General features: G+C 64.9%; 29 protein-coding genes. 18 read left to right on the forward strand and 11 right to left on the reverse strand.

The genetic code is table 11. The annotated features are described in order from the left end of the window. Positions 1 to 236 precede the first annotated feature (236 nt). Positions 237 to 1,064, reverse strand: coding sequence for a CAF17-like 4Fe-4S cluster assembly/insertion protein YgfZ (ygfZ, locus tag AC3WJB_RS11490; RefSeq protein ID WP_492681631.1), 828 nt, complete (start codon positions 1,062 to 1,064; stop codon positions 237 to 239). A 98-nt stretch (positions 1,065 to 1,162) separates the two neighbouring features. Here ygfZ and AC3WJB_RS11495 point away from each other — a divergent pair, with 98 nt between their 5' ends. The 8 genes from AC3WJB_RS11495 (at position 1,163) to AC3WJB_RS11530 (ending at position 6,000) form a co-directional block, all read left to right on the forward strand. Continuing rightward, entirely contained in the window at positions 1,163 to 1,351 is a 189-nt protein-coding gene (locus AC3WJB_RS11495; protein ID WP_492681633.1) for a DUF1674 domain-containing protein, read from the forward strand. Positions 1,352 to 1,451: 100 nt separating this feature from the next. Then, positions 1,452 to 1,847 (forward strand): succinate dehydrogenase, cytochrome b556 subunit, encoded by a 396-nt coding sequence (gene sdhC, locus AC3WJB_RS11500; RefSeq protein ID WP_492681635.1) that lies wholly within the window; start codon positions 1,452 to 1,454, stop codon positions 1,845 to 1,847. Continuing rightward, positions 1,844 to 2,248, forward strand: a complete 405-nt coding sequence (gene sdhD / locus AC3WJB_RS11505) for a succinate dehydrogenase, hydrophobic membrane anchor protein (protein ID WP_492681637.1) — start codon at positions 1,844 to 1,846, stop codon at positions 2,246 to 2,248. Before sdhC ends, sdhD begins: the two co-directional genes overlap by 4 nt. Positions 2,249 to 2,267: 19 nt before the next feature. Then, positions 2,268 to 4,055, forward strand: a complete 1,788-nt coding sequence (gene sdhA / locus AC3WJB_RS11510) for a succinate dehydrogenase flavoprotein subunit (RefSeq protein ID WP_492681639.1) — start codon at positions 2,268 to 2,270, stop codon at positions 4,053 to 4,055. Between the two features lie 140 nt (positions 4,056 to 4,195). After that, positions 4,196 to 4,972, forward strand: a complete 777-nt coding sequence (locus tag AC3WJB_RS11515) for a succinate dehydrogenase iron-sulfur subunit (RefSeq protein ID WP_492681641.1) — start codon at positions 4,196 to 4,198, stop codon at positions 4,970 to 4,972. Positions 4,973 to 5,025: 53 nt separating this feature from the next. After that, a complete protein-coding gene (locus AC3WJB_RS11520; protein WP_492681643.1) occupies positions 5,026 to 5,289 on the forward strand; it encodes an FAD assembly factor SdhE in 264 nt (87 codons plus the stop codon). Next, positions 5,261 to 5,698, forward strand: a complete 438-nt coding sequence (locus tag AC3WJB_RS11525) for a protein YgfX (RefSeq protein WP_492681645.1) — start codon at positions 5,261 to 5,263, stop codon at positions 5,696 to 5,698. Before AC3WJB_RS11520 ends, AC3WJB_RS11525 begins: the two co-directional genes overlap by 29 nt. 113 nt (positions 5,699 to 5,811) lie before the next feature. Next, positions 5,812 to 6,000: a CsbD family protein gene (locus AC3WJB_RS11530; RefSeq protein ID WP_492681647.1), complete on the forward strand. Its 189-nt coding sequence runs from the start codon at positions 5,812 to 5,814 to the stop codon at positions 5,998 to 6,000. A gap of 482 nt (positions 6,001 to 6,482) precedes the next feature. Here AC3WJB_RS11530 and AC3WJB_RS11535 read toward each other — a convergent pair whose 3' ends face one another. Next, the gene (locus AC3WJB_RS11535; protein WP_492681649.1) at positions 6,483 to 6,641 is read right to left on the reverse strand and encodes a DUF3309 family protein; all 159 of its coding nucleotides are present in this window, start codon (positions 6,639 to 6,641) and stop codon (positions 6,483 to 6,485) included. Between the two features lie 258 nt (positions 6,642 to 6,899). Then, a complete protein-coding gene (locus AC3WJB_RS11540; RefSeq protein ID WP_492681651.1) occupies positions 6,900 to 7,268 on the reverse strand; it encodes a BON domain-containing protein in 369 nt (122 codons plus the stop codon). Positions 7,269 to 7,526: 258 nt separating this feature from the next. On the opposite strand from AC3WJB_RS11540, the gene AC3WJB_RS11545 reads away from it, so the two are divergent. Next, positions 7,527 to 8,024, forward strand: coding sequence for a hypothetical protein (locus tag AC3WJB_RS11545; protein ID WP_492681653.1), 498 nt, complete (start codon positions 7,527 to 7,529; stop codon positions 8,022 to 8,024). Between the two features lie 112 nt (positions 8,025 to 8,136). On the opposite strand, the gene AC3WJB_RS11550 is transcribed toward AC3WJB_RS11545, so the two are convergent. The 8 genes from AC3WJB_RS11550 to AC3WJB_RS11585 all read right to left on the reverse strand — a co-directional run bounded on the left by AC3WJB_RS11550 (position 8,137) and on the right by AC3WJB_RS11585 (position 17,773). Then, complete coding sequence (locus AC3WJB_RS11550; RefSeq protein ID WP_492681655.1) at positions 8,137 to 9,030, reverse strand: pirin family protein; 894 nt, start codon at positions 9,028 to 9,030, stop codon at positions 8,137 to 8,139. A 709-nt stretch (positions 9,031 to 9,739) separates the two neighbouring features. Then, the gene (locus AC3WJB_RS11555; RefSeq protein ID WP_492681657.1) at positions 9,740 to 11,065 is read right to left on the reverse strand and encodes a S8 family serine peptidase; all 1,326 of its coding nucleotides are present in this window, start codon (positions 11,063 to 11,065) and stop codon (positions 9,740 to 9,742) included. After that, positions 11,062 to 11,694 carry an anti-sigma factor family protein gene (locus AC3WJB_RS11560; protein WP_492681659.1) on the reverse strand — a complete coding sequence of 211 codons (633 nt, stop codon included), beginning with the start codon at positions 11,692 to 11,694 and terminating at the stop codon, positions 11,062 to 11,064. Before AC3WJB_RS11560 ends, AC3WJB_RS11555 begins: the two co-directional genes overlap by 4 nt. Further along, complete coding sequence (locus AC3WJB_RS11565; RefSeq protein ID WP_492681661.1) at positions 11,691 to 12,278, reverse strand: RNA polymerase sigma factor; 588 nt, start codon at positions 12,276 to 12,278, stop codon at positions 11,691 to 11,693. Before AC3WJB_RS11565 ends, AC3WJB_RS11560 begins: the two co-directional genes overlap by 4 nt. Positions 12,279 to 12,335: 57 nt before the next feature. Next, the gene (locus tag AC3WJB_RS11570) at positions 12,336 to 13,076 is read right to left on the reverse strand and encodes a TorF family putative porin (protein WP_492681663.1); all 741 of its coding nucleotides are present in this window, start codon (positions 13,074 to 13,076) and stop codon (positions 12,336 to 12,338) included. Between the two features lie 183 nt (positions 13,077 to 13,259). Then, positions 13,260 to 13,958, reverse strand: coding sequence for a c-type cytochrome (locus tag AC3WJB_RS11575; RefSeq protein WP_492681665.1), 699 nt, complete (start codon positions 13,956 to 13,958; stop codon positions 13,260 to 13,262). Positions 13,959 to 13,980: 22 nt separating this feature from the next. Continuing rightward, entirely contained in the window at positions 13,981 to 16,593 is a 2,613-nt protein-coding gene (locus AC3WJB_RS11580; protein ID WP_492681667.1) for an MtrB/PioB family outer membrane beta-barrel protein, read from the reverse strand. 46 nt (positions 16,594 to 16,639) lie between these two features. Next, on the reverse strand, positions 16,640 to 17,773 hold the full coding sequence (locus tag AC3WJB_RS11585) for a DmsE family decaheme c-type cytochrome (protein WP_492681669.1): 1,134 nt from the start codon (positions 17,771 to 17,773) through the stop codon (positions 16,640 to 16,642). A 404-nt stretch (positions 17,774 to 18,177) separates the two neighbouring features. Between AC3WJB_RS11585 and AC3WJB_RS11590 the strand changes: the two genes are divergently transcribed. Genes AC3WJB_RS11590 through AC3WJB_RS11630 form a run of 9 tightly spaced genes read left to right on the forward strand, consistent with a single transcriptional unit; the run spans position 18,178 to position 26,467 of the window. After that, positions 18,178 to 18,615 carry a sugar 3,4-ketoisomerase gene (locus AC3WJB_RS11590; protein ID WP_492681671.1) on the forward strand — a complete coding sequence of 146 codons (438 nt, stop codon included), beginning with the start codon at positions 18,178 to 18,180 and terminating at the stop codon, positions 18,613 to 18,615. After that, a complete protein-coding gene (locus AC3WJB_RS11595) occupies positions 18,600 to 19,265 on the forward strand; it encodes an acetyltransferase (protein ID WP_492681673.1) in 666 nt (221 codons plus the stop codon). The genes AC3WJB_RS11590 and AC3WJB_RS11595 overlap by 16 nt, the downstream gene beginning before the upstream one ends. Before the next feature lie 7 nt (positions 19,266 to 19,272). Further along, entirely contained in the window at positions 19,273 to 20,226 is a 954-nt protein-coding gene (locus tag AC3WJB_RS11600; RefSeq protein ID WP_492681675.1) for a hypothetical protein, read from the forward strand. Then, a complete protein-coding gene (locus tag AC3WJB_RS11605; protein ID WP_492681677.1) occupies positions 20,213 to 21,145 on the forward strand; it encodes a GNAT family N-acetyltransferase in 933 nt (310 codons plus the stop codon). Before AC3WJB_RS11600 ends, AC3WJB_RS11605 begins: the two co-directional genes overlap by 14 nt. A gap of 14 nt (positions 21,146 to 21,159) precedes the next feature. After that, entirely contained in the window at positions 21,160 to 22,272 is a 1,113-nt protein-coding gene (locus tag AC3WJB_RS11610; protein WP_492683188.1) for a DegT/DnrJ/EryC1/StrS family aminotransferase, read from the forward strand. Next, positions 22,269 to 23,519: an O-antigen translocase gene (locus tag AC3WJB_RS11615; protein ID WP_492681679.1), complete on the forward strand. Its 1,251-nt coding sequence runs from the start codon at positions 22,269 to 22,271 to the stop codon at positions 23,517 to 23,519. Before AC3WJB_RS11610 ends, AC3WJB_RS11615 begins: the two co-directional genes overlap by 4 nt. Continuing rightward, positions 23,519 to 24,460, forward strand: coding sequence for a glycosyltransferase family 2 protein (locus AC3WJB_RS11620; protein ID WP_492681681.1), 942 nt, complete (start codon positions 23,519 to 23,521; stop codon positions 24,458 to 24,460). The genes AC3WJB_RS11615 and AC3WJB_RS11620 overlap by 1 nt, the downstream gene beginning before the upstream one ends. After that, positions 24,457 to 25,644, forward strand: coding sequence for a hypothetical protein (locus tag AC3WJB_RS11625; protein WP_492681683.1), 1,188 nt, complete (start codon positions 24,457 to 24,459; stop codon positions 25,642 to 25,644). Before AC3WJB_RS11620 ends, AC3WJB_RS11625 begins: the two co-directional genes overlap by 4 nt. Beyond that, entirely contained in the window at positions 25,631 to 26,467 is an 837-nt protein-coding gene (locus AC3WJB_RS11630; protein WP_492681685.1) for a Wzz/FepE/Etk N-terminal domain-containing protein, read from the forward strand. The genes AC3WJB_RS11625 and AC3WJB_RS11630 overlap by 14 nt, the downstream gene beginning before the upstream one ends. Positions 26,468 to 26,560 lie beyond the last annotated feature (93 nt).

Genomic DNA, 26,560 nt, shown 5'->3' on the forward strand with positions numbered 1-26,560 from the left:
CGGCACGCGCGCCGGTGTATGGAGGAGGCAAGCCATCCGGCTGAAGGCCGGGTCGCGCCGATTCGGATTCTTCCGATTCGTCGCGTGTATCGAATGTCGTCAAGACATCCCACAGCGAAAGCCATCGAAGGCTAACGGCATGCAGCGGCGCTGGCAAGTGGCAATGGCCACCTGTTCACAAGTCGGTCATTTTTTTTGGCCCGCCAATCTGGCCCGAATTCCGCCGCAACAATCCGTCAGGCCGGCCAAGCCTGCCGGAGCCTGACTGGCAATCCAGCAGCAAAGACGGCTGGATGTCCGTCATCAATTCCTGCGATGGCGCGATCATCGAGCACCGCCAACGCCTCGGAGCCAGCGTCGACGCGCACGGCGTCAAGCACGCGGCCAATTTCGCCGTCGTCGGTTCGTAGTGCTTCGCCGACTTGCATTGCCCCGGCCGAGGCCAGGCTGCACAAGCGCTGTTTGTGCGTGCCCCGAAAGTGCAGGCGCGCGACGATCTCTTGGCCGGGATAGCAACCCTTGTCGGTCACTACCGCGCGCAGGCGCAGCAGCGACAATGCCGGGGCCAGCCACTGGCCAAGTTCGGCCTCGGCCAGCCAGGGCCATCCTGCACGCAATTGCTGCACGCGCCAGTCGGGAACTTCGTCGCCGCCCGGCGCGGCCAGGTCCATACGGTGTCCACCGCACCCCAGGCTGAGCATCCCGCCGTGGTTGCACAGCGTGTGCAGCGGCGCCGGCGGACCGCCGTAAAGTGGGCACGGCGTGACAGCAAGGATCGACACCCGGGAGCGGAACACGAAGCGTCGCAGCGCAGCGGCAATCGCCTCGCCATCACCCCCGCGCAGCAACATGGTCAGGTCCTGGTCGCCGCGTCGCGCCAGGTGAAACAAGGCCTGCACGCGCCCACGGGCATCCAGCCACGCGCTGAGTTGCCATTGCCCGACAGCAAGCGCGGCGACCGGACTGCTGAACTGGGCATGGGCAAAGGCCACCGCGTCGGGGCCGGTGATTTCAATCGTATGGGCAAGCCGCGGAGCAATCATGGGGCGGAGCAGGGTGCGCATGATCGTGGCTGAAGCTGGCAATCTTGCACCATCTGCACGCCCACTTGGTGTTGTACGCTCATGGCGCAAGTATTACCCTTTGGGGGCTGAAAAACGCCATGTCCGAACGACCACTCATCAATGACACGCCTGCCACCCGGACTCCGGGGGACAGCCCAGCTGCACGCGTCGGGGAGTCAACCGGCGACCGTGCCCGCAAGAAGGTGCCATTGGCGCGCGAGCCAGCGGACGTCGATCCGACGCGCTATGGCGACTGGGAGAAGAACGGGCGCTGCATTGATTTTTGAGCGCCGGATTTTCGAGTAGCAGGACGCAACAGTTGGCCCTGCTCGTCGTCACGGGGAAAGCACCGCGCCGTACCGGGATTTGCATACAAGGACAGCCGCCATGGCATCGACATCACGACCCATTTCTCCGAACCTGCAGGTTTATCACTGGTACGCGAACATGGTGGCCTCGATCCTGCATCGAGCTACCGGCGTGGCATTGGCGGTCGGCACCGTGGTCGTGGTCTGTGGCCTGGTCAAGCTGGCCGGCGGTGAGCAGGGCTTCAATGAGTTCCGCGACCTGATTGGCAGCCCCATTGGCATGGTGTTGATGCTGGGCTGGAGCTGGGCCTTGTTCTATCACTTGTGCAATGGCATCCGGCATCTGATCCAGGATGGCGGCGCTGGATACCAGATTCCGCAAATCGTGCGTTCGAGCTGGCTGTCAGCAATTGGCAGCGTGGTGCTTACCGTTGTCGTATGGATTTACATATTGTCGGCTGGGGGTGGCGCATGAACGGAAAGGACGCGGTGGTAAGGGATCGCCGCAATCCACTCAAGATCGCGCGCGGGCTCGGCTCGTCGCACTCGGGAGCGCACCACTGGTGGGTGCAGCGAGTGACCGCCGCGGCGCTGGTCGGCCTCGGGATCTGGTTCGTCATCCTCGTTTTGAGCCTGCTGGGCGCCGATTTCGAAACCGCGCGCGAGCGCGTCGCGCAGCCGTGGAACGCACTTCTGATGATTGCGTTCCTGGTCGCCATGTTCTGGCATGCAGCGCTCGGCCTACAGGTCGTCGTCGAGGACTATGTGCACACGCGGTGGAAGGAAGTGGTGACGCTGGTTGCGGTGTACTTCCTCGCCTTCCTTGGTGCGTTCGCCGCCGTGCTGGCCGTGTTGCGCATCGTGCTGACCCCCTGATACGCAAGGATACCGGTCCATGGAAAGCTACAAGATCCAACAGCATTTGTACGACGTGATCGTCGTCGGCGCCGGCGGCTCCGGTCTTCGCGCCACGTTCGGGCTGGCGGAGAAAGGCCTCAAGGCGGCATGCATCAGCAAGGTGTTTCCCACCCGCTCGCATACGGTCGCGGCGCAGGGCGGGATTTCCGCGGCACTCGGCAACATGCACCCGGATGACTGGCGCTTCCACTTCTACGATACGGTCAAGGGCGGCGACTGGCTGGGCGACCAGGACGCGATCGAGTACATGTGCAAGGACGCGCCACGCGCGATCTACGAACTGGAACACCAGGGTCTGCCGTTCTCCCGTACCGACGAAGGCAAGATCTACCAGCGGCCGTTCGGGGGGATGTCGACGAATTACGGCAAGGAGCAGGCCCAGCGCACTTGCGCGGCGGCTGACCGTACCGGTCACGCGATGCTGCATACGCTGTACCAGCAGGCTTTGGCGCATGGCGCATCGATCTTCGTCGAGTATTTCGTGATCGACCTGATCTTCGACGGCGCAGGCGTGTGCCAAGGCGTGCTGGCGCTGGACCTGAACGAAGGGACCATGCATTTCTTCCGCGGCCACGCGGTCATCCTGGCGACGGGCGGCTATGGCCGCACGTACTTCAGCTGCACCTCCGCGCACACCTGTACTGGTGATGGTGGTGGCATGGCGCTGCGTGCCGGCCTGGCGCTGCAGGATATGGAGTTTGTGCAGTTCCACCCCACCGGGATCTATGGCGCAGGCTGCCTGATCACCGAGGGTGTGCGCGGCGAGGGCGGCTTTCTCACCAATGCAGCGGGTGAACGCTTCATGGAGCGCTATGCCCCGCATGCCAAGGACCTGGCGTCCCGCGACGTGGTCAGTCGTGCGATGACGGTGGAGATTAATGAGGGTCGCGGCGTCGGTGAGCACAAGGACCACTTGCTGCTCAACCTGATGCATCTCGGCGCCGACGTCATCCACCTGCGCCTGCCCGGGATTGCCGAATCGGCGCGCATTTTTGCCGGCGTCGATGTGACCAAGGAGCCGATCCCGGTCTTGCCGACAGCGCATTACGTCATGGGCGGCATCCCCACCGACATCCATGGCCAGGTGGTGCAAAAACGTGGCGATGACCCCAACGTCGTCGTCCCCGGATTGTTTGCGGTCGGCGAAGCAGCCTGCGTTTCGGTGCATGGCGGCAACCGTCTCGGTTCGAATTCGCTGCTCGACCTGGTGGTGTTCGGGCGCGCGGTCGCGGAACGTTGCGCCGAGTTGATCAAGCCGGACACCCCGCACCGCGACGTGCCTGCGACGCTGCTGGACAAGGCGCTCGCGCGCTTCGATGCGCTGCGGCACGCCAACGGCGGTACGCCCACAGCGCAATTGCGCTTGAAGATGCAGCGCACGATGCAGAAATACGCCGCGGTATTCCGCGCTGGTGACACGCTGGCGGAAGGCAAGGCCAAGATCAGCGAGGTGTTCAACGAGTTCAAGGACATCCATGTCAGCGACCGATCGCTGATCTGGAATTCCGATCTGATCGAGACCCTGGAGCTGGCCAACCTGCTGGAACAAGCCGTGGCCACGATGCATTCGGCCGAGCAGCGTACCGAAACCCGCGGGGCGCACGCGCGAGAGGACTATCCGGAACGCGATGACGTCCATTGGTTGAAGCACACGCTGGTATGGGTGGATCCAGAAGGAAAGACCCGATTCGACTATCGCCCGGTGCACATGCACACGTTGACCGACGAGGTCGCGCCAGTGCCGTTGGGCAAACGCGTTTACTGACGAGCCACTCCGGAGTGCACACGGTCGATTCTGCGCACGCGGGGACGGCAGGTGGCTAGAAGGTCATGGTTGCTCTCGCGCTGCGCGCGCCATGACCGGGAACTGATCTTTTGCGACGCGCGGCTTGAGGAGCATCTCGCATGGCCAATTTCACCCTGCCGAAGAATTCGAAGTGGCGGATCGGCAAGACCTACCCGGCACCTGGCGCAAGCAAGCCGCGCACGTTCCATATCTATCGCTGGTCGCCGGACGACGGGCAGAACCCGCGCATCGACACGTTTGAAGTGGATACCGCGCAATGCGGGCCGATGGTCCTGGATGCCTTGCTGAAGATCAAGAACGAGGTCGATGCCACGCTCACGCTGCGTCGTTCGTGTCGCGAAGGTGTATGTGGAAGTTGCGCCATGAACATCAATGGGGTGAACTGGCTTGCGTGCACCCAGGCGATCGATGATCTCGATGGCGACATCAAGATCTTCCCCCTGCCGAGCATGCCTGTGGTCAAAGACCTGGTGCCGGACCTCACGCACTTCTACGCGCAGTTCGCCTCGATCAAACCATGGATGCGCACGCAAAGCCCCGCGCCGTCGACTGAACGCCTGCAGTCGCCGGCCGAGCGCGAAAAGCTCAACGGGTTCTACGAGTGCATCCTTTGCGCGTGCTGCACGGCAGGCTGCCCCAGCCATTGGTGGAACGGCGATCGCTACCTCGGACCAGCCGTGCTGCTGCAGGCCTATCGTTGGTTGATCGACAGCCGCGACGAGGCGACCAACGAGCGCCTGGACGATCTGGAAGATCCGTTCAAGCTGTATCGTTGCCATACCATCCTCAATTGCACGCGCACCTGCCCCAAGGGCTTGAACCCGGCCAAGGCGATTGCCGAGATCAAGAAGATGATGGTCGCGCGTCGCGGTTGAACCCCGAGCGCCAGTTCGGAGTCATCCCACGCTACGTCGATGGAGTTGGGGCCATGACGCCAGATACAAGCAGCGCCGCACGCCGCAAGCGCCTGGACTGGCGCGTGCGACGCGGCACCAAGGAACTGGACATCCTCTTCGGTACGTGGCTCGCTGAGCGCTACGACGCTGCCGATACCGCACAGCAGGCGGCCTTTGATACCTTGCTGGACCAACAGGATCCCGACTTGTGGGACTGGGTCATGGGCTATGCGCGGGTGCCACGCGCCGACTGGCGGGCAATCATCGATGACATCCGCGCCCGCCATCGCCTTTGAGTATCGGCCGTCCGCGTGCTTGCGCTGGGCAGGTCTTGGCATCGCCGGACTGGCGCTGACCGCGATCGGTTTGAGCGCGTTGCCGTGGTGGGGGAGGGTAGCGCTGGCGGTAGTGGTGCTCGTGGCAACCGCGCGCACGCAGTACCGGTTGCAGCACGCGTCCACACTCACCATAGGCTGGGGCGCAGACGGCCAATGGACGTTGCACACCGCCATGGCGGACGAAGTCGTGGCGACCTTGGCGTCGTTTCGAACGCTGGGTGGCTGGGTGCAGCTGCGGCTTACATTGCCCGCCCGCGATTTTCGATCCCTGGTCTTGGCCAGCGACAACAGCGATCCCGGCCTGCGTCGGCGTTTGCGCATGCGTCTGGCAACGGTTCAGGCCGACGCGACGTTGCCACGCAACTGAGGGGCCTGGCCACGCCGCGGCGTCCCGCCTTTCGGGTTCACGCCGCGCGCACGGGTGCATGGGTACAAATGGATACGCCGCACAGCCGCGGCGACCCAAAGCGGAGACCATGCGTGGACAAAAATCGAACCGAAGGGACGAAGCATGAAGTCAAGGGCGCCATCAAGGAAGGCGCAGGCAAACTGACGGGCAACAAGGCCAAGGAAGTCAGCGGCAACATCGAGAAAAACGCCGGCAAGGTGCAAAAAGCAGTGGGCAAGGCCGCCGACCAGGCGCGCGAAGATACCAAGAAACGGTATTGAGCGGCGAGCGGAACGAGCGGCGTCCCTGTCGGGCAGGTAATGGTTGCAGCGATTGTTGCGCGCCAGTCGCGGGGTAAAAAACCGACTCTTGCCCTTGGAGTCGGTTTTTTTTGGCTACCCGTCGCGTTCCGGCAACCGCGCTATCGGCTGCTGGTCGCGACACATCCTGGGCTCGGGCACGACCGGCCCATGCGGTGGATCGACCACCGGAATTTCGGGGAGCTGCGGGCCAGGTGTCGGATCTGTCGGATCCGGACGCGGCGGAGGAGCCGGATCATTGGGCGGGAGGTGTTCAGGTGCGGGCGGTTGGGGCCGCCCTGGCGGCGATGGCGGCGCGGGCGGCCTGGGTGGACTGATGTGGGCGGCCGTCACGGCTTGAATCGCGCTGGCGCGGCTGCTGCGCATGATCAAATGCATGACGGTCCTCGCGTTCCGTACGTGCAGCGCAGGCCGCCCGTGGGCAAGCGGCCTGGAAGTGTCGGTCAGATGACGCCCAACAACAGCAGGATGAGCACGATGATCAGGATGAGCCCGATCCCACCGGTTGGCCCGTAACCCCATGAGCGGCTGTAGCCCCATGAGGGCAGGGCGCCAATCAGCAAAATGATGAGCACGATGATCACGAGCAGTGAAATTGACATGGCCTATTCCTTGTGTGGGCAATGCAACCAATAAATGCGTCCGCAACCAGTTCGATCCGGGCCTCCCCAATCCACACTGCGTGGAGGCTGGGGTAAGGGGAGTCTCGCAGCCGCGCAGTGCATGCGATGTCAATGTAGTGCGTGCCGGAGGCAGCTTTGATCAGGACGCAAGCACCAAAGCCGGGGCAGGGTGACTGCCCCGGGTCTTGCTGGCGAATCCGTCCGAACGCGACCGGCTCGCGATCGGATCCCGCTCGATCAGCCGCCCACCACGAGTCCGGTCGCGTCTACGCTCTTGACGCCCTTGACCGAATGCGCCTCCCGGACGACGTGGCTCTTGACGCTCGCGCTTGGCACGGTGCCCGTCAAGGTCACTACACCGTCCTTGGTTTCCACGCTGATGTCAGTGGCTTTCACGTTTTTGGCGACAGCAAGCTTGGATTTCACCTTCGTGGTGATCCAGCCGTCATCAACCTTGCCCGGCACAGTCTGATTGTCCGCTTCATGCATCTGGTCCGCCTGCGCGACGCTGACCGGCAGCGGTGACGTCGCCGTCGCGGGCAGGGCGGTGAACGCACATGCCAGTGCGCTGGCGACGAGGCTGTTTCGCAGGATATGGGTGCGCATGGTCTTCTCCGTGTTCAAAGGATTGGCGACCGATCGCGTGATCGGGATCGGCAGACGAACGCCGTCATGCGCGTTCGCCGAATTATCATTCCTGCGGCGTCGTGAACGTCACGTGCGGAGGCGTTCCTGCGATTCAGCTGCGCGCCGGCGCGGCTGACGTGATGCGGGCCGCGGGCCGCGGGCCATAAAGCCTCCGTCACGCCCAAGTCACCGGTACGCCGCCAAGATCGTCTTGCCAGGTTCGCCTGGAGAGGACAGATGAAGAGACGGCACGTCTACAGCACACCGGACATCGCGACGGCGGAGCGCGCCGTCGCGACCTTGCGCCGGATCGGCATGAGTGACGAGGACATCTCCTTGATTGCACGGCAGGACATCGAGTTGACGCAGATCGACAATGCGCACATCGAGCATCGCTCCGACTTTGCGCAAGGTGCGCTCAAAGGTGTGGTCGGTGGCGCGGGCAGTGGTTTGCTGGTCGGCCTCGCGGCCATGGTGATACCGCCGCTCGGACTGACCCTTGCCGGGGTCGCCGCCTTGACGCTCGGCGGCGCGGCGGTGGGTAGTTGGGCTGGGATGCTTGCGGGCGCGTCGGTGCCCGATACCGTCCGCCAGAAGTTCGAGGACGAGATTGCCAGCGGCCACGTGTTGGTGATTGTTGATGGCGATGAGGCGACCCTCGCCCAGGCCGCTGCGGCGTTGCAGCCGCTGGATGCGAGCTTGCTGCCGTTCAATACGCCCACCGCGATTTCCTGAGCCGGCAGGGGCGACCCGACGGCCACTTGGATGAGCAGCGATCGCCCGTCACCAGGCGTGGCAGCGGTACCGAGACCGCGTATCGGTGACTGGCGGCTGGTTGCGTGCAGCCTCAGGACATCGGCTCGGGCAGGGCCCCAAGTTTGGGCGGCAGCGGAATGAACTCGCCATGGTCGAGGTCGGGCAGCTTCATCCGCCCTGCCGCCCAGTCGGCCCGCGCCTGCTCGATCCGCTCCTTCGAGGACGATACGAAGTTCCAGTCGATGTAGCGCAGCCCCACCGGCTCCCCGCCGAGCGCCATGACGACGGCGTCGCCAAGCGCCGCCACGGTCACCACGTTGCCAGGCGCCAGTACTGCCATGCTGCCAACCTCCACGCGTTGGCCATCCACTTCAACTTCACCGCTGACGACGTAGATCGCGCGCTCGCTGTACTCCGCCGGCAGGGCGGCGCGAGCACCCGCACGAAGCTCCCAATGCACATAGAACTGCGGCGAATCGACCCGCACTGGCGACTCCATGCCGGCCAGGCGCCCGGCAATCAGTCGTCCAGTGAGTCCCTTGCCGTCAAACACGGGCAGCACGTCGCGGGCGTAATGCCAGAAACCCGGGTCCATTTCCTCGCGTTCCTCAGGCAACGCAACCCAGGCCTGGATACCGTCGAACGGACCGCCTTTGGCCCGCAATTGTTCGAAGCGTTCGGAGTGGGTGATACCGCGACCGGCGGTCATCCAGTTGACCTCGCCGGGATGGATCGCCTGCTCGGAGCCGACGCTGTCGCGATGCATGATCTGGCCATCAAACAAATAGGTGATTGTCGACAGGCCAATGTGTGGATGCGGGCGCACGTCGGCCTCGCGCGGCAGTCCGGGCGCAAGGTTCTTCGGGCCCATGCGGTCAAAGAAGACGTACGGCCCAACCATGCGACGCTTCGCGAACGGCAGCACGCGGCCGACCTCGAAGGCGCCCAGGTCGCGTCGGCGCTGGGCAATGATGAGTTCAATCATCGATACGCTCCATTCATGCCTTTCAGAAGCAGCGCCGTGCCCTGCCGATTCACCGGTGATGCTGGTTGCGACAGGAGTCGTCGCGGCTCATTCGGCTACCAGAATAACTTCAATCCATAACCGGCAGCGCCTGGCGGCGACTGGACCAGTACCGACGTCGGCAGGTTTACTTTCCCGCCAACCATGCGCGCGTCGCGACCACCAGCGTCTCGACGCCAGAGTGCGCAAGGTCGGCTGGAGTACTGGCGCGAAGCGAGGGTTGCGGTTGATGGGGATGTCGTTGAGCCCGCCTGCCGTCTTCGCCTTCGCATATGTTTCCGGGTCGGTGCCGCCGACAAGCCAGAACACCGAGGGCACCTTCCACTCCGCGCCGAAGCAGCCGGAGTCCTCGCTGGCTGACGTCGGCAAGATCTTCTCGACACGCCCTTCCGCGAAGTGATGGCGGAACGCATCGCCGGCCTTCTGGTTCGCGTCGGCGTCATTGACGACCAGGGCGTAGCTGTCCAGCGGCGTAATCCCCGTTGGCTTGAAGGGCGCCCGAGGCTGCCGTCTCGGCGTTCACGATGAGGCGATCGCCGAAGGACCCTAGGTGCCATCAACAGCCTTCCTCGGCTTCGGATGGGGCTACTTATCCATCCTGCCCAGCACACTACCCGGGTGAGAATAGGCGTAGGCGGCGACGTTGGGCAGCGGGCTTGCACCGTCACATCTAGCCGCCCGGCTGCTGGCCCTGAGGTGTGTTTCGCCGTCGCCGCTCACCACGCAATCGCTCCACCGCTGTAGCGGCATTCACCTGCAGCATGCCGTCGGATACCCTGCTGCTGTCCCGCAGCAGATCGTGGACACTGTGCGCGTCGAGTTTCGGAGCGAGCGCGAGCAGCAGGGCGATGATGCCGCTCACGTGGGCGGCAGCCATGGACGAGCCGGTGGCGAAGTCGTACCCGTTGCTGGGCTGGATGGTGAGGATGTCCTCTCCAGGGGCACTCAACACCCCAGGCAGGGCTGCCGCTGCTTCGGCTACGCGCACGACGATGACGCCTGGCACGTCGTTGGGGAAGCCATCGAGTGTCCCGTCCGGAGGCATGGCGGCCACCACGATGCGTCCATTCTCAAGCAGATGCGTCAGCAACATGTGCAGCAGTGGATCGACCGGACCGCCGAGGCTCAGATTGACGATGCGGGCGCGGGTATCGACGATCGCCGCCAGCGCCTTGGCCAGGGTGAAGGAGTTGCAGCGCGCGCCGCCGCCTGGCACCGGAGGGTACCAGCAGGCCTTGTAGACGCTGAGCGTGGCCTCGGGGGCGATGCCTACGATTCCTTGGTGGTTGTTGCCGTCGGCGGCGATAATGCCCGCCACTTCGGTGCCGTGCGGGTCGGCGTCGAACGCGCGGTTGCCATCGTCCACCAGATCGTGCTGGTCATGAACGCGCCCCAGCAGTTCGGGATGGCGTACGTCCACGCCAGTATCGACGATCGCGACATCCACCCCATTGCCTTGGCTGATTGCATGGGCGCGGGCGGCGGCGGTATCGACGAAGCCGCGCTGGAGATCCACATAAGGATCGTTGTACTGGCGCGCAGGCGGGGCCTGCTGTGCATAGACTGCGAAATCCTGCAACGGCTGCGCGAGCCGCACCCGCGCGTCCGCGGTGAGCACCCTGAGCAGATCGTCCCGGGTCCGGCCGGGCGGGGGTTCGAACACGGCGCAGTACAGGCCGAGCGGCTTGATCGGCCAGCTGGCAATCTCGCGCAGGGCATAGCGCTGTTTCAGCGCATCCATGACGGACAGCGCACGCTGACCGGCACCATAACGTGCGGATGGGGTATACCCCAGCAGGCTGGAGCCACCGCGCGTCGAGGGTGGCTCCAACTGGTTGTCGATCGCCAGCACGATGTCGCGGTGCGCATCCATCGACGACACCGTCATGACCGGTGTGTTTCCGCTGCCAGGGCGTCCGTCGCTGGCCATTGCTCTATGCACGGCCACCCCCATGGCGATGAACAGTGCGACGAGCACAAGCGTACGCCCGCTCATGGCGTGGTGCTGACGGGTTCGGCCAGACGGATGCCACGCGCGGCGCGGAGCTTTGACAGGGCCTGCCCGGCCGTCACCGCGGCGTCCGTCGGCACTACCGTGTAGGCTCCAATGCTATTGGGGCCGTGCACCACCTGCAGATGCAGTGTCTGCAGCAAGGTATTCCATTCAGCCAGTGTCATGCCCGCATCGGGCACCACGCGGATCGCGCCGGGCGGTGTAGCCGGCAGCACCTCGCTGAGCGTGCGGTACGGCGGATTTTCGACGGAGACCAGCTTGACGCCAAGCACGCCGAGGCCGATCGCCTGGACGAGCACGGCAGCGGCCAGTGCCCGCACCAACCACGCCCTCGATTGTGCCTGCCGGGGGACTTTCTGTGGGTCGGACACATCGAGGCGGGCCATCAGGCGTTGCAACCCGGCCTCCGCGTCGAGCGGCAGGTCGGGCGGCAGGGACAGCGCGAGCCGCAGGCGGCTCTGCTGCGCCAACTCGGCACGGCACGACGCGCAGCCAGCCAGGTGGTCCTCCAGCTCAGCAGCCTGTTCCTTCGAGGCACTGTCCTGCAGCACCCAGTACATCAGTTCCCAGGCGTGCGGACAATCCGTGGCGGAGTTCCCGGTGGTCGTCATGATGACGCACTTTCTTTGTAGGTGGCCGGGTTGCCGGCCAGGGCGGGCAGCACGTTGCGAAGCTTGACCCGGGCATAGAACAGTCGCGCTTTCACCGTGCCCAGGGGACACTGCATGATGGCCGCGACGTCGTCCAGCGAATGCCCCACGCCATAAACCAGCTCGATCACCACACGCTGATCTGCCGACAGGTGCTCGAGCCCTTTGCCCAACCAGTCGCGCAATTCGCGGTCCTCGTCTGGATTGTTGGACGCGAGGCGCTCGTCGGTTGGCATTTCGTATTCGACTGGCTCGTCGCCGTGTTGCCGCAATGCCTTGAGGCCACAGCGGTAGGCGATGCCCATGATCCAGGTGGAAACGCGTGAGTCGCCGCGGAACTCGCGCGCCTTCTGCCAGGTGATCCAGAAGCAATCATTGACGACCTCTTCGATGACGTCACTGCGTCGGGTGAGACGGGACAGGAAGCGGCACAGTCGGCCATGGTAACTGCGGTACAGCGTCGCCAATGCGGCGCGGTCGCCCATCGCCATGCGCTGGAGCAACATGCGGTCGATGACATCAGCGTCGGTGTCGGCTTCGTTCATGGGCTATCGACTGTGCTCTCGTGCGTACCCCGCGGGAGCGAAAAGGTTGCCTCCGGATCAAAAAGACCACGAAACCGTCGCGACCCACGGCGCTGCGCCGGGAACGCCCCGCTGCCGGCGCATACGGGGACCGGTCGCGATGCGCTCGAGTTCTGCACGCCAGTCCCCCACGGCCCATATCAAGCCCACATGTCCATAGCGGTAGGAGTTCGCGGCCTCGTGTTCGTACCCAGGGCTTGCGTACTCGTAAGTGCGGTAGGGCAAGGCGGGGGTCTGGACAATGCCCGCTCCGGCGGAAAGGTAGAGATGCCTTGGCAACGGCCAGTGGAAATCAAGGTCGGCCACGCCATGCAACCGGTGATCCCCCGTGCCCAGAACGCGCACGGCTGACAAACCGAAAGTCAACACGTCGCGGTACATCCAGTGGACGCCCACCTCGGCCCGGTCGAAGCTGCGCATGCGGGCCCCACCGGAGTAGCGGTAATAGAGCAGGTCCGTTTGCATCTGCCAGGCACTGGACAGTGGCCAGTAGCGCGAGGCTTGGGCGGCAGCTTCGGCAAGATGGCCCGGCGTGCGCAACCCGGTACCTGCCGACAGGCCCAGCGACCAGCCGGTCGGCGAGGTCCAGGAGGCGGTTCCCTGCAGGATCGGTGTATTGGCGGTGATCGCCTGGCCGCGGTCGACAAGTTGCGAACTGAGCGCCAAGGCGCCGCGAAAACCCATCGACTGGGCATGCAATCCCCACGGAAGGCAGGTACCCAACGCCAGCAATACCAAGCCGAATTCGAATCGATTCATGGGCTGGTTGCTCTGACCCAAGCCGCCTGGGCGGTTTCCACGTTGGTGGAGCCTAGCGCGAATCCTGAGCGGTGGCTTCGCTGATGGCAGTCCGCACCAAGTGGTGGAGTTCATGAGCAGGACCAGCCTGGTCAGACGCAAGGAAGTGCCCACCTGGTGGGGCGCTGGTCGGGACATGCCGGGTCATTGCGTTGCGATGTAGCTCGACAGCGCCTGAATGTCCACATCGTCGAGTGTTTGTGCCACGCCGCGCATGACCAGCGCGTTGCTGGTGCCGCTGCGTGCCCCGTCCCTGAAATCGCCCAGCGCCTTGGTCACGTAGATGGCGGACAGGCCGTGCAGCCGCGGGAAGGTTGACCAGGGGGGCTGTGGCGCATTGCCGGGATACATCCTTGGTCCGTGCCCGGCTGGGCCGTGGCAGGCCTGGCAGGGAGGTATGCCCCGGGCTGGGTCGCCGTTGAGAAAGAGCTGCCCGCCACGGGAAGCGGCATCGGCGTGGCCATCCGGTTTGGCCGCTAGCGAGGCATAGTAGACAGCCAGGTTACGCATGTCCGCATCGCTCAGCGTGGCGGCCTGGCCACTCATGACCGGGTCGCTGCGTTGGCCGCCCTTGAAGGTTTTCAGTTGCACGTAAAGATAGGTTGCCGACTGTCCGGCCAGATGCGGGAAATTTGGTGCCACGGCCAGGCCTTGCGGCCCGTGGCATGCCGCGCAGACGACCGATCTGCCCTGGCCGGCCCGGACGTCGCCGGTAATCGGCGGCTGCCCGCGCAGATCGACCCACGCCGCCGGCTTGCGCGCCGCAGCTCCGTCGGCTGCGGTCGTCGAAAATGCAGGCGTGCACAGCACGGCGACCGCCAACAGGTGAAGAAAACGATGCATGGTAGACATCGCTGCGTTCCCCTCAGAGCTTCACGGTCACGAAGGCGCCCAGCAACAGGGCGTGCCAATGCGGTTGTGGCCCAAGCTCGGTGAAGACACGATTGCCGATGATCAGGTCGGCAGGCACGTCGAAGCCGGCGTAGTGCCAGTCGGCGTAATTGCCGAATTCGTATTTCCCGTACAGGGCCACGCCCAGTTTCCGGGTCAGTGCCAGGTTCAGACGGGTCGTGAGGGCCTGCATGCGATAGACCCGGGCAGGGAAACCGTTGCCGACATCCGCCGCGGTCAGTATTGATCGATATACTGTGGAGATCGCCGCCAGGCTGGCATAGTCGTAGCTGTCGAGGCCACGCGACCAGGTGTAGTCGTAGTCGAGCTCGAGCCTGACCCGTGGCGAGAAGCTGTGCCTGAAATGCGCACCGGCGTCGACATTGCGCTCGTTGTGCGTCGCCGTCCAGAAATTGGCATACGGGAAGAACGGGCCGCCGAATTGCGGGTTGGCCTGTTCTGGCGAGGAAAAGGTCAGCGCTTCATTGTCGTTGACGTTGCCCTGCTTGAGCCGGCTCGAGTCGATACCCGCATAGGCGCTCACCGAGGTCGCCGCGCCCGGCGCCCAGTCCCAGGAGAGGTCGGCGCCGGTCGTGTCGAAGGATTGCCGCCCGATGTCCGCCCCGTAGTGGTTGCGGTTGCCATACAGCGTGGCGCTGAAGGTCGCCGTGGTGCCCAGCGGTATGGTCAGGATCGCCTTGAGCTTGCTCGCCTCGAGGTTGCTCATGTCGTATTTGTACATCTGGGCAACGGTGAACGCGGTATAGCCCACCGCGGGTTGCAGGTACCCGGGCATGGAGGGCGAATACGCGCCGAGGTACGGATTCGGGGTGTAGGGGCCGCCGGTGCGCTTCTGGTATTCGTAGCTCAGACGCAAGGTCGTATTGCCGAAGGCCTTGGCATCCCAACTCAGCCTGACGTGCTGGTCGTTGATATAGCTACGTTCGCGCGGGCGGGGTGTCTGCTGGTCGAGCAGATAATTCGCGCCCAGCGTGTTGTCCTGGTTTATCCGGTAGCTGCCACCCAGTTCCGTCTTGCGGTCGTTGTAGCTGAAGGGGATGCTGGCGATCTGCGCGAAGTTCGACTGGTACAGCGGGCTGCCCGGCTGGAACAGCCTGGTCTGCCCGGTGACGATCGGTTGCGCGCCGTTCTCGGGAACGTAGCCGTACTGCCCGGTCAACGGGTTGTACATGGTGTAGCGCGTCATGTTGTTTTCATCGCGCTGGCGCAGGTCGAGGTGCGAGCTGAGCTTCGCGGTGGGATGAAAATCCAGGCGCAGGTTGAGCAGGCCGGCATCGATGCGCGCATCACCATCCTGCCGCGACAGCGCGGCCGTGGTATTCCAGTCCGCGCAGGCAATGCCGGTCGTGCCGAGGTACTGTCCGCTCGGGCAATACATCGGATTCAGCGGCGCCTGCAGCGCATCGTTCTGCCGCATGCTGCTGTAGGCCGCCGAGACGGAAAACTCGCCGTGCCAGAGCTTCAGCGGGTGCGAAGCCTCGAGCCGCACGTGGTAGTAGTTGTTGTCCGGCTCCAGCGACCAGGAGCCGCCGGTGACCGCCGAGGTAAAACCCGGCGATACGGCAAAAGGCACGGCATAGTCCAAGGCGCGCTTGTGGTCGCGGAAGAACGAACCGGTCATGGTGAAGTTGATCAGCCAGCCCGAGGCACCGCCCTTGTTGCGCAGGCCCAGGTCGACGTTGGTGGTGGTGAAGTCGACCGGCCGCACCGTTTCGTACTGCCCGCCGAACGTGCCTGGCAGGCTCGGTGTGCCTGGGCCGCCCGGCCCCGGGGCGACGAAGAAGTAAGTCAGGTACATCGGGCCGCCCCAGTCGCGCGTGCCGGTACGGTTTTCGTTGGTCACGCCGGCGTAGCCGATCCACTCGCGGGCCAGTGCGCCCTCCCAGCTGACGCCTTCGTTCTGGCGCGTCATCGACAAGGTCCGGCGCGGCCGGTTCGCCTCGATGGCCTGCACCTGTGCCGGCGTGCTGCCGGTGACGAGGCCGTTGGGCAGGGTCAGGGTGGTGGAACCCACACCATTCCACAGCGGATAGGCCGTCGTGCTCAGGGTATGCGGGATGTCCTGGTAGAACGCCTCGATGCGATAGTCGCCGTAGCGGCCGGTGCGCAGGCGGTAGTATTGATCCTGGCTGCTGATCCGGCTGCCGCGGAACTCGACGTACTGGCCGGTCCGCCGGTTTAGCGCGGAGAACGCGAGCATGCCCAGCGCGGCGCCGTTCTTCCATCCCGAATACATCCGGAAGAATTCGTCGTTGCGGTCGCCGCTGGCGTGGAGGTACCCGAATTCCGCCAGCCATGCATACGTCCAGTCGCTGCTGCCGAGCTTGGCCTCGTCGGGTATCTGACGGGGCCAGGGGTAGAGCACGCCGGTCGGCGTGCGCAGCTGGCCGGCATGCAGGTAGGACATGCCGGCCGGATCCGGCGTGTCAAACACCGCCCAGCCAGTGGGATCGAGGCTGTTGCCGAACTGGGTATTGCCTACACGTTGGGTATCGCTGGAATCGCTCTGCGCCAGCACCAGTGCGGGGCCGGCGACGCCGAGTGCCAATCCAAGCAGTGTGGCCATGGGTCTGTGCTTGAGCATCGTTCTCCGCCTTTCGCCGGATGGCGGGTCACTGGTGGAACTTGGCACCATTGGGATTGTTCGAGCCGTGGATATTGCTGTGGCAGCTCAGGCAGCCACGCCCCATCACGCGCTCGTCCGGGACCAGCCCGCCGCGCAGGCTCTGGCGCGTCAGCAGGTCGTTGGGGTGATCGGTGTTCGTGTGGCATTGCTGGCACAACATCGGCACCGGCAGGACCAGCAGGTTCTCCTGGTTCGAGCCGTGCGGCGTGTGGCAGTTGAGGCAGTTCTCCGCCACTGGTGCGTGCTCGAAGAGGAACGGGCCGCGCTTCTCGGCGTGGCAGGTTTCGCAAGTCGCGTTGACGGTGCCGGTCTTCAGCAGCGGCTGGGTGATGGTGCCGTGTGGGTTGTGGCAGTCGACGCAGGACATTTGCCCCTCTGGCAGCGGCATGTGCGAGCGGCGGTTGAATTGGGCGCGGATGTCCTGGTGGCAGGTAGCGCACACCTGGTTGATGGAATCATTCGCCAGCACGCCTTCGGCCGACAGCCGCGTCATGGGGTCATGGCAGTCGGTGCACGACAGTCCGCGCTCCTGGTGCACCGAACCAGTCCAGTGCTGGCGCGCGCCGCCGGCGTGGCAGCTCAGGCAGGTGCGTGTCTGGGTGTCGACCGGCGTCCCGGCGTCGTGCGTGAAAGCAATGATCAGGCCGGGTGCCGCGGGATTCTTCGCGTGCTCCGAACCCGCGCCGTGGCATGCCTCGCAGGCAGCCTGCGGTCCGGCGCCGGCGCCGCCGGCGCGGAACGAGGCGACGTGCAGGCTGTGTGCAGCCTGCATGCTCTCCAGCGCATGGCAGGCCGCGCAACTCTTCGCGCCGATCGCGTCCGCGTCCGGCGCCAACGGATTCTTCGGGATCGAGGCCGCATCGAACGGCGTGGCCGGGCCTTCATCAAACGCATGCGCATGCGTACCTTGGTGCATCGCCACGCCCGACCCCATGTCGGTGGCCGGCAACATGCGTGCAATATCGGCCTCGCTCAGCCGGCGGGATGGCTGATGCGTGGCGGCCTGGTCAGTGTTCGTGCCGGCACGCTGCTGCGCCTGCGCGCTGGATGACCACAGCAGCACGTTGCCGAAGCCGGCGATCATGGCCAGCAATGCCGCCAGCAACCGCTTCAGGCGCACGGCTCGCTGCTCCCTCTCCAGACCCCGGATATCTTTGCGCGCTGTCGTCATCCAGCTGATCTCTCGCATGTCCGCACGAATGCTTCATGCCGAAGCGAGGCTCATGCGCGTGAGGCTTCAAGGAGTCCTGCGATGCAGAGTGCCGGTTGAGCGATGAAAGGTTGCATCCGGCAGCCGACGAGGGCGGAAATCTCGACGACCCGTTGGTGTGCCTCGGCCATGTCCGGAGCAGGGCGCCAGGCCACCGCTGCCGATTGCGGCCGTCTGCCACACGCGCGGGCCAAAGTGCCATGAGGAACGAAGTTCGTGCCTGGCCTCTCGTGGTCGCGGCACAACCTTTCGTCAACCAGACGACACATAGGTGTCGTAGGCCGCATCCCTGAACTTAGGGGCTGGTTCAATATATGGAAATCGAACGCATCCGGCTGCAGAAACATGGCGACGATCGCGGCATGCTCATCGCCTTGGAACAGGGTCGGAACGTGCCGTTCGTGATCCGGCGCGTGTATTACCTATACGCCACCCATGACGGTGTGCGCCGGGGGCGGCACGCGCACCGCCATCTCGATCAACTGGCCGTGGCCGTGCGCGGCTCCGTCTCCTTCCTGCTGGACGATGGCAGCGGCCCGGTGGAGGTCGTGCTCGATGATCCCTCGTACGGTCTGCACCTCGGCTGCATGGTGTGGCGTGAGCTATACGACTTCAGCGAGGACTGCGTACTGATGGTGCTGGCCGATCATCTGTACGACCCGTCCGACTACATTACCGACTACGCCGCTTTCCTGCGCGAAGTCTGCAGCCCCGTGCACCGGGAGGGCATGGTGGCATGCCAAGGCCTCTAGTCCTCGTCGGTGCGGGCGAGTTCGCGAAAATCGCCTGTGAATACTTCGAATACGACAGCGGACATGACGTAGCCGCCTTCAGTGTCGAGCGCGACTATATCGCGCAGGCGCGACTGGCCGGCCGGCCGGTGGTGGCATACGAGACTTTGGAAACGAGCTACCCGCCGGCGGAGTTTGACGTCTTCGTCGCCATACCGGCCAGCCAGCTCAACCGCCTGCGCACGCGCCTCTATCGCGATGCGAAGAGCCGCGGCTACCGGTTCGCCACATACGTCAGTTCGCACGCCTTCGTATGGCGCAACGCCGAGATAGGTGAGAACAGTTTCATCTTCGAGGGCAACGTGGTGCAGCCGTTCGTGCGGATCGGCAACAACTGCGTGCTGTGGAGCGGCAACCACGTCGGGCATCGCACGGTCGTGCACGACCACGTGTTCGTTGCCTCGCATGCGGTTATCTCAGGCTACTGCGAGATCGGCGAGAGCAGCTTCGTCGGCGTGAACAGCACTTTCAACGACCACGTCAAAGTCGCTCCCGACAACGTGATTGGTGCCGGAGCGTTGGTTACCCGCGATACGGAGCCGGGGCGGGTCTACGTCGGCTCACCGGCGCATGCAGTACCCGACCGGTCGAGTCTCGACGTGAGGCTTTGACGGGCGCATGGTCACATGGACCAAGAAAGGACTGGTCTTCGATACCGCGCGGCAGGGCGTGGGTGGCTGGATGCGGCACTCGGCGCTCACGCCGACGCCGTACCGGATCGACGGCGGGCTCATCCGCGTCTACGCGGGGTTCCGCGATGCCGACGGCGTCAGCCGCATTGGTTACGTTGACGTGCGGGCGGACGATCCCGCGGCGATCGTGCGGGTCAGCGCCGAGCCGGTGCTGGACATCGGGCGGGCCGGCTGCTTCGACGACAACGGCACGATCCTGGGCGACCTCGTCGACGCGACGGACGGTCTGCACCTGTTCTATGTCGGCTTCCAGCGCGTGGCCAGGGCCAAGTTCCTGGCCTTCACCGGCCTGGCTGTCTCCCGCGATGGCGGCAACAGCTTCCGGCGCACCCAGGAAACCCCCATTCTGGATCGCGCACCCGGTCGCAGCACCATCGGCGCGGTGCATTCGGCCATGTACGAAGGCGGCCGCTGGCGCCTGTGGTACGCGGTGGGCGACGACTGGGAGAGCATCGGCGGCCAGCCGTTTCCGCGTTATCACATCCGCTATGCGGAGACGGCCGACCTCGCCGCGATTCCGCGTACGGATCATGTCTGCCTGCAGCCGCAAGGGAGCGAGTACCGCATCGGCCGGCCGCGCGTGTACCGCTTCGGCGGCCGCTATGTCATGTACTTCACGCGCGGCAATGTGAACGGCGAATACTTCCCCGGCGTCGCCGTGAGCGACGACGGCATCGCGTGGGAACGCCGCGACGGGATGCTGGGCGTTGCACTGTCCGCCAGTGGCTGGGATTCGCGCACGCTCTGCTATCCCGCGCTGATCCGCCAGCGCGGCAAGCTGCTGATGTTCTACAACGGCAATGACATGGGAGTGGACGGTTTCGGCGTAGCCGAAGCCGACGCGACGTGGTTCGACGGTGGCGCGCATGTTCGCGGTTAGGCCCTACGTCACGGCCGACGCGCGTGCCTGGGATGCGCTGGTGGAGCGGTCACGCAACGGCAACCTGCTGCACCGGCGCAGCTACATGGATTACCACGCCAACCGCTTCGTCGACCAGTCGTTGATCGTCGAACGGCACGGCGAAGCCGTCGCGGTGTTCCCGGCGAACATCCTCGGCACGGTGGTGACCAGCCACGGTGGCCTTACCTACGCCGGGTTGATTGCCACGCACGCCTTGCGTGCCGAATCGACGCTGACGGTGTTCGGGCAGATCGCCGACCACTACCGCGCCCTGGGGGTGGAGCGCGTGATCTACAAGGCGGCGCCGCACATCTTCCAAGCCTATCCGGCCGAGGAAGACCTGTATGCCCTGCACCGTCTGGGTGCGCAGCTGCGGCGCCGCGACCTCTCCTCGGTCATCGCGCTGCACGAGGCATTTCATTTCGCGCAAGGCCGCCGGCATGCGGTCAACAAGGCGCGCAAGGCCGGCATCGGCCTGCAGACCGGCACGGACCCGGCGGACTTCCACGCGCTGCTGACGGAAGTGCTGCACCGGCACGACGTCCTACCAACTCACAGTCTCGCCGAACTGCGCCTGCTGCAGGCTCGCTTTCCGCAACACATCGTGCTGTACGAGGCGCGCCGCGAGCAGAGCTTGCTGGCGGGCGTCCTCGTGTACGACTTCGGTCGCACCGTGCACACCCAGTACCTGGCCGCATCGGAGGAGGGACGACGCCTGAACGCGCTCAGCCTGCTGCTGGCGGAACTGATCGGCGGCATCTACGCGAGCCGCAGCTTTTTCAGCTTCGGCATCTCCACCGAGCACGAGGGCAGGGTGCTCAACGGCGGCCTGATCACGCAGAAAGAATACTTCGGCGCGCGCGGCATCGTGCACGACTTCTACGAGTGGAGGCTGTGATGGACACCGGGCGGTTGGAGGTGCCGTTCCTCGACCTCAAGGACGTCCATGCGGACTATGTCGACGAGCTGAAAGCGGCAGCCGCACGGGTGATCGATTCGGGGCGTTATGTGCTCGGCGAGGAGCTGGCTGCCTTCGAACGCGAGTTCGCGGCCTATTGCGGCGTGCGCCATGCGGTGGGCGTAGGCAGCGGACTCGATGCACTGGCGCTGATTCTGCGCGGGTACATGGGATTGGGTGCGCTGGCTGAGGGTGATGAGGTGATCGTGCCCGGCAACACCTTCATTGCGAGTTTTCTCGCCATCAGCGGGAGCCGGCTGGTGCCGGTGCCGGTGGAACCCGATCCGACAACTTTCAATCTCGACCCGGCCTGCGTAGCGGCGGCGATCGGGCCGCGCACGCGCGCGATCATGGCCGTGCACCTGTATGGCCAGCTGGCCAACATGCCGGCGCTGTCCGGACTGGCGCGGCGGCATGGTTTGCTGCTGATCGAGGATGCCGCGCAGGCGCATGGCGCGACGGGCTGGGGGCACAAGGCCGGCGCGTTCGGGGATGCAGCGGCCTTCAGCTTCTTCCCAGCCAAGAACCTCGGCGCCCTGGGCGACGGCGGCGCGGTCGTCACCGGCGACGCGCGACTGGCGGAGCGCGTCGCGGCGCTTCGCAACTACGGTTCCGACGTGAAATACCGCCACCTTTTCCGGGGCGTCAACTCCCGGCTGGACGAGATCCAGGCCGCACTGCTGCGGGTGAAGCTGGGCCGTCTCGACGAGGATCTCGCGCGGCGCCGATGCGCGGCGCAGCGCTATTGCGAAGGCATCCACCATCCGCACATCATTTTGCCCAAGGTGGTGGCCAAGGAACGGCACGCCTGGCATCTGTTCGTGGTGCGTTGCCGCCGCCGCGACGCGCTGAAGCGGCACCTGCAGGCGCTGGGCGTGCAAAGCCAGGTGCATTACCCGGTGCCGCCGCATCGCCAGCCGGCATACGCCGGGCTGCGCGGGATACGACTGCCGGTCACCGAACGTCTGCACGAGGAGGTGTTGAGCCTGCCGCTGGGCCCAAGCCTCGGCGCGGTCGCGGTGGAACGCGTGATCGATGCCTGCAACGCGTTCGAATGTCCGCCATGAACATCGCGCACGCCGGTTTTTATTCCTCGATCGCCACCGCGGCGCGACTGCTGGCGGCGTTGGTGGTGATCAAGCTGGTGGCGTGGCTGGCCGGGCCCGAAGGCGTGGGCAAGCTCGGCCAGTTCATGAGTCTGATGTCGCTGCTGGCCGTGCTGGCCGGCGGCGGCATCAGCGCCGGCATCGTGAAGTACGTCGCCGAATACCGGCAGGACTCGCAGCGCCTGGCGCGCCTGCTGGCGGCTGCACTGGGGTATGCGCTGTGTGCCTCCGTGTTGATGGCCCTTCTGGCGCTGCAGTTCAGCCGGCAGCTGGCGCAGTGGCTGCTGGACGATGTCGCTTACGCGAGCCTGATCCGCGTGCTCGCCGTGGCCCAGCTTGGCATTGCGCTGGTCAACTACATCCTGGCCGTGATCAACGGCTTCATGGACGTACGCCGGCTGGCGCTGATCCAGGTGCTTGGCTCGCTGCTCAGCAGCGTGCTGGTGATCTGGCTGGCCCACTGGCTACAGCTGTACGGTGCCTTGCTGGCAATCGTGGTGGGCCAGCTGCTGTGGCTGGTGGTCGGCCTGCCGGCGTGGTGGCGCAGCCCGTACTTCCGGCGCAGCATGCTGCGGCTGCGCTTCGACCGCGAAATGACCTTGCGGCTCGCAGCTTTTTCGGTGATGACCCTCACCGCCGCGCTGGTCCCGCCGCTGGTGAACATCGCCGTGCGCGACCACCTCGCGCTGCAACTCGGCTGGCAGCAGGTCGGCTACTGGCAGGCGGTGAGCAAGGTGTCGGACGCCTACCTGCTGTTCCTCACCGCGGCCATCAACATCTACTACCTGCCCAAGCTGGCGTCGATCCAGGGGCGCGACGCGCTGGTGACCGAACTGCGCAACGCATACCGCTACATTCTGCCGGTGGTGGTCGGCCTGGCGGCGGCGGTGTATCTGCTGCGCGACTGGGTCACGCGCCTGCTGTTCAGCGCGGACTTCGTGCCTGCCAATGCGCTGTATGGGCCGCAGTTGGCCGGCGACGTCGTCAAGATCGCGTCCTTCATCCTTTCCTACGTGATGCTGGCCAAGGCCATGACGCGGCTGTTCGTGGTTTCCGAGTGCGCGTTCGCGGGCAGCTACCTGGCGCTGGTCTACATGTTTACCGCGCACTTCGGCCTGGTCGGCGCGATGTACGCCTTCGTGGCCAACTATCTCGGCTACCTCGCCTTCAATGTGCTGGTCGTGCGGCGTTACCTGGAGAGGGTGTGATGACGGCCCATGACGCAGCGCCGGACGTGACATCACCGCTGGTCTCGGTGCTGATTCCCGCGTTCAACCACGAGCGTTATGTGTGGCGTTGCCTGGACAGCGTCCTGGACGACCCCTATCCGGCCAAGGAGCTCATCGTCATCGACGATGGTTCGACCGACCGCACCGGTGCGCGCATCGACGACTGGGTGGCCAGGCATCGCACGGACATCCCCGTCGCGTACGTGCAGCGGGAGCATCGCGGCACCGCCGCGACCCTGAACGAGTTGGCGTCGCGGGCGAACGGCGAGTTCCTGCGACCGGGTGCAAGCGACGACTACCTGTTGCCCGGCGGTCTCGGTGCGCAGGTCGCCTACCTGCTCAAGCATCCGCACAAGATAGCGGTGATCGGCGACTCGCTGGTCGTGGACCGCGACGGGCACAAGCTGCACGACAGCGGCATGTGCGACCTGCACGGCGCCGACAAGAGTCTTTATCTCACTGATGATGGCATCCGCCGCGCGGTGATCCGGCAGTGGGCCATCGGCGGTCCAGTGGTCCTGCTCCGCAAGTGCGCGCTGGATATCGCCGATCGTTGGAGCGAAGGCCTGCGCATAGAAGACTGGGACCTGTTCCTGCGCCTGGCGGCCCGCGATGGGATCGGTTTCATCGATGTCCGCGTGTGTGCCTATCGCATACACGAGTCGAACGTGAGCAAGACGCGGAACAAGGGAGCCCGCATAGCCAACCTGGCCGAGTCGCGGCGGGTGGCGATGTTCCGGCTAGGCCTGTTCGAGGAGCCGTACCGGACTCTGCTGCGGGCACAGTCGCATTACATCGACGCCAAGGTCTCGTTCCTGGAACGAAGGCCCTGGCCGCTGTTGTGTCACCTGACGGCGTATCTCGTACTGGTCGTCATGGCAACGCTACGGTCAGCGGGACCGCGCACGGAGAGGACATGAACCGGCTGTTGCGACTGCCCTCTACCTGGCTGGGACTCCCCATCCTGCTGGCTTGCGGCTTGACCTTGTTCACCTACGAATTGCCGGTCGACTACCTCGAGGGCCTGCTCCTGTTGGTGGTGACCGCGTCGGCCATCGTGCTCCTCGACGTGCAGGCGGGTCTGCGCATCCCGACAACAGTGCAGTTCCGTGCACGCCACTACGACGGCACCCGCGAGTCCTTCGTGGCGCTGGGCCTCGCGGGTTTGATCCTGCTGTTCTGCGTGCTCGACCTTGTGCTGTTTCCGATTCCATTGTTCAACAAGCCCTCGGCCTATGCCTCGATGGCGGGCGGCCGCGAGCACATCCGGCATGTCTCCAACATGTGTTGGGTGCTGCCGCCGATCGGTCTGCTCTGTGCACGTCGGCGCTGGCTGCGCAATTTGCTGATCGTCGTCGGCTTCGTGTTTCCGGTGCTGGTGATCGATCGCAATCGCTTGTTTGCCGTGGTGTTCTCGTTCGCGCTGCTGATCGTGCTGCGGCGGGACCAAGAGAAGCCCTTGCCGTGGAAAGCCGTAGGCGCGCTGGCGCTGGCGGGCGTCAGCGTGTTCTCGATCCTCGGCATCGTGCGCTCCGGCACGCTGGACTACGTCACGCTGCCGTTCAGCGCGATGTACCGCGCCGCGCCGCAGGGCATCAAGTGGTTGCTGCTGTACGGCAGCGCAGGCCCCTACAACTTCAGCGCAATGCTGGCCAAGCATTACGTCAACGCGGATTTCCTGGTCAACCAGCTCGTGCCCCTGCACGGCTCCGTCGTGACGGCTGGAACGGGCATCCCGCTCGATGCGCCGAACATCAACGTGGGTACGGAGTTTTTTCCGTTCCTGCTTGCGCTGGGGCCCTACGGTGCGATGGCTTCGGTGTTCGCGCTGTACGCCATGCTGCTGTGGAGCGTGCAGCGGCTACACCCGAGGGTGTCGCTGTTTTCCCTGCTGATTTTCCTGCGCATGTCCTATGTGTGTGTGATGTCGCCGTTCGCCCCACAGGCTTTCACGTGGACGAATGCCGGTTTCGTCGGCGTCTGTCTTTTCCTGCAGCTGTTCGCGGCATGGCTGCCGAACCGAAGGGCAGGGAGCACTGCCGTGACCGCGCAAGCCACGCCTTCACTGTCTCTCCAGCGAGTACAAAACCATGGAACAAGATGAGATCTATCTGGTCGATCTGTGGCGGATCTTTGCCCGCGAGTGGAAGTGGTTCGTGCTTGTGCTGGTGCTGACCCTGGCCTGCACCTATGCGTTCGCGCACCTGGTGAATCGCCAGTGGGAGGCGACCGCCTGGATCCAGATCGGACAGGTTGGAGCGGCACCGTCAGGACAGGATCCGAAGATCGAACCGCTGCAGCGGGTGTTGGAGCGCCTGCAGCTGGTGCCGTTTGAGAATGAGGTGTTACAGAGTGCAGGCTACGCGTCGAATTCGCCCGTGGCCGGCCTCTACCGCAAGAGTCTGAAGCTGGACCCGCTGCCCTACGCGGGTCCGCTGATCAGATTGAGCGTGCGGTCTTATTCCCGGCGGCAGGCTGGCGAGCTCGCCAGCGCGACCGTGGCCAGGTTGCACGCAATCCACCAGCCTCTCGAAGAGGTACAGCTGGCGTCGGCGCGAGCACGCCTCGCCAGGATCGAGGGCGACCTGCAGACCGCGCAGGCCGATCTGGCCCGGTACAGGAAAGCGGCCCAGCCGGGCAGCCCGCGCGGCCCGGAGGGCAAGGATCCCGCCAATCCGATGCTCGCGAGCCTGTTGCTATCCAACAAGGAAGAGGAGATCCGTGGCCTGCGGCAGGCGAAGAACGATCTCGTCGAACGACTCGGTCCTACCTACACCTACGAGACCTCGATGATCTGGCCAGTCTATGTCCCCGAGCACCAGGCATTCCCAAACCCCGCGCTGACCTGGGGCATCGGCCTGCTGCTGGGGATCTTCCTGGGCTCGTCGGCAATGCTGGCACGCAGTGTCGCGCGACGGCCGGCATAGCCACCGCGACACGCCTGTCCGCCAACGGCATTCAACCAAAGCGAAGCATGGCGGCACCTATTGAGCAAGCGCATGAAGGTGTGGTCACGGCGC

This window comes from Rhodanobacter sp. FW510-R10, assembly GCF_058781105.1.